A 3,047-nucleotide genomic window follows, 5' to 3' on the forward strand; every position below is an offset into this window, starting at 1 on the left:
CCGGAGCTTTTAAAATCGGTTTTTAGGCCGACTTTAATAAACACTGCATTATCAATGTTTTTATAACCTCTTTTTGATTGTCATTTAAATTCATTAACAAGATTTTATAACTCAGCGCTAATCCATGTCCATCCTGAAATGTCGATGGCATCTGAATCTTTACCTGAATTTAGTGTGTATTTGCTGGTTTCGCCATCCATTAAAGTAGCATCAGGATTGGCACCATCAATTTGTACATTTGATAATGCACCTGCGTCTTTCATATCAAGATCGATAGTATAACCTTCCATGTGCAAGCCAGTAATTGTAGCTCCCGATTCTTTTTTAAACTGCAACCCTGTACCGCCAACTGTCGACATAGCAGTTACATTGGTAAATACGGGGTTATTGTTGTCTTTATCGCCTTCGAAAACAGTTGAGAAACCAGCGATAGTGTGCGATACATAAGTATTGGTAATTCCACCGCTCCAACCTTCAGTCCAGTCGATTGCATCGTCTTCGCAGTTTTCAACATAAATGTTTGTAACCGTTGCCGTACCACCAAAGAATTCGATACCGTCGTCAGATCCGTCGAAAATAGCAAGGTTTTCAAGCGTAGTTTCCGATCCCACAGCATATAATGAAACACCGTTGTATTGTGATTCTTCGTTGATTTGTGCACCTGTTCCACGAATTACAAGATTAGTTACCGAACCTGAATTATCCGTATCGCTGGTTCCTCCGTAAATAAATCCACCAACTTCGGCTTCTGCATTTACGCCGGCAGTAGTTGTTGCTTTTCCACAGATTGTTAAACCACCCCAGTCGCCCGGCTGGCTAAGGTCTGAAGAAATAACTACAGGATTGTTTGCTTCACCGTTGATAAAGATCTGACCACCCATCAATACTGCGATGTAAACATCAGTTCCACCGTTATCGGCGTGAATTTTCGTTCCTGCAGGAATAGTTAGCGAAGCACCATCCTGAACGATGTACGAACCGGTTAAACGGTAAGTTTTACCGGCATCAAGAGTTACATCCGAGTCAACATTCCCACTCAATTCTACAACTTCTGCCAGTTCTGCGTCAATCCATGTCCACTCTGTTGGATCAACAGTTGCAGGAGCATTGTAGCTTTTTGTTGGGTCAGCCTCTTCGCCATCGATAATTACGTTTGCCAATGGGCCATTGTCTTTCATATCGATAGACACTGAATAACCACTTAACGATAAGCCGGTGATGGTCATTCCCGACTCTTTTTTGAATTGCAAAGCAGTACCACCAGTTGTAGAAACCGCTGTAAGGTTGTTAATTTTGGGATTGTTGTTGTCTTTATCGCCTTCAATTACCGTTGAAAAACCTTCGATTGTGTGCTCAACGTAAGCATTATTTACTGTTCCGCTCCAACCTTCAGTCCAGTCGATAGCATCATCTTCGTTGTTTTGCAAAAAGATGTTGGTAACCGAAACGGTTCCTCCAAAAAATTCGATACCATCATCCGATCCGTTGATTACAGCAATGTTATTAAGCGTAGTTCCCGATCCAAGGGCATAACAGGAAACACCATTGTATTGCGATTCTTCGTTGATTTGAGCACCTGTACCTTTAATTACAAGGTATGAAACAGTACCCGAATTATCGGTATCGTCATTACCTCCGTAGATAAATCCACCTACTTCAGCTTCTGAATTCGCTCCGGCAGTAGTAGTTGCTTTACCACAAATGGTTAAACCACCCCAGTCGCCCGGATTGGCATTTGGCGAAGACATTACAACCGGGCTGCCAGCAGTACCGTTGATTTCGATTTTACCACCCATCAGTACGGCAAGGTAAACACCTGTACCACCCGCATCGGCAATAATGTTGGTTCCTGCAGGAATGGTAAGTTTGGCACCGTCGGCTACAATAAAAGAACCACTTAGGTTGTACGAAACACCTGCGCTAAGCGTGTAATTCTCGTCAAGGGTTCCTTCCATTATACCATTGTCGAGTTTTTCAACAACTGTAAGCGTTGGAGTAATCGGATCATCATCATCGCAGCTAACAAAAACTGCTGTTGCCAATAAAGCAAGACCTAAAAATTTGATTAATTGTTTTTTCATCTTTTCTCTAATTTTAATTATACGTTTCACTAATTTTTTAATGCAGATTTATTTTGAGACTTAAACTTAGGTTGATACCTTTTTTGTAAGAGTTAACCACATCGGTGAATGCCTCACCTGACAATGGTTTAATTTCCTGTGTTTGTTCGATTTCAGGATTGAGCAGGTTTTTTGCCGAAAACTTAACAGCAAAGGTTTTATTGATCACTTTGCTCATTACCAGATCAACCGTAGTAAATCCTTTCTCCATAATTTCGTTATTGAATAAGGTTGCGCTGTTGGCAAAGTCTTCGGGTGCACCAAGTGCCAGAATTTTATCCGATGAATAGTTACCCGTTAAAGTGGCCTGAAACTCATTATCGGTATTGGTTGAATAACTTAAAGCACCGTTAAAAATAAACCCGGCAGCTCCCTGTAATTCGGTTTCGGTTTTGTTGTTGTATTGGAAAATATCGTACAAATCCTGACTGTGCCACATTTTTGTAGCGTTCAGTGTCATGTTCAAATCCGGTTTTCCTGAAGTTTCGGCTTTAATGATACCAAAGCGAGCTTCAGCTTCCACTCCGTAAACGTCGGCTTGTTCGCCGGTGTTGGCAAAGTAAAAGTTACCCGACGAACCGCGTGTTTGAGCCATGTTAATCGGGTCGTTGATCATTTTGTAGAAACCGGTTACCGAGAACAACTCGCCACGATCGGGGAAAAACTCCCATTTCAGGTCGAAATTATAGTTGTTGGATTTTACCAGCTCGGGATTACCTTTTGTTACACGGCCGGTTGGGGAAACATACTCAAAGGGCGCTAATTCCTTAAACTCAGGAAGTGTAATTGTTTTACTGGCTACAAAACGCAACGATTGTTTTTCGGTAGCCTGGTATTTTAACATCAGGGAAGGCAGAATATTATCGTACGACTCATCGAGACTGCCAACTCTTCCTACATAGTTGGTTACATTCCAGTTCACCTCCA

Annotated in this window: 2 protein-coding genes; both read right to left on the bottom strand. The window is 41.8% G+C overall.

Annotation, left to right across the window (positions count from 1 at the left end; all coding sequences use genetic code 11):
• Positions 1–104: 104 nt before the first annotated feature.
• On the bottom strand, positions 105–2,081 hold the full coding sequence (locus ABZB17_RS21870; RefSeq protein ID WP_372653676.1) for a hypothetical protein: 1,977 nt from the start codon (positions 2,079–2,081) through the stop codon (positions 105–107).
• A gap of 37 nt (positions 2,082–2,118) precedes the next feature.
• A partial coding sequence (locus tag ABZB17_RS21875) for a TonB-dependent receptor domain-containing protein (protein WP_372653678.1) occupies positions 2,119–3,047 on the bottom strand: 929 nt, incomplete at its 5' end.

It is taken from the genome of Draconibacterium sp. (assembly GCF_041583095.1).
In the GTDB taxonomy this organism is placed as follows: domain Bacteria; phylum Bacteroidota; class Bacteroidia; order Bacteroidales; family Prolixibacteraceae; genus Draconibacterium.

What these genes read in the sequence shown, in the direction of transcription:
- ABZB17_RS21870 (WP_372653676.1), bottom strand. Translation starts at nt 2,081, where the DNA reads ATGAAAAAACAATTAATCAAATTTTTAGGTCTTGCTTTATTGGCAACA.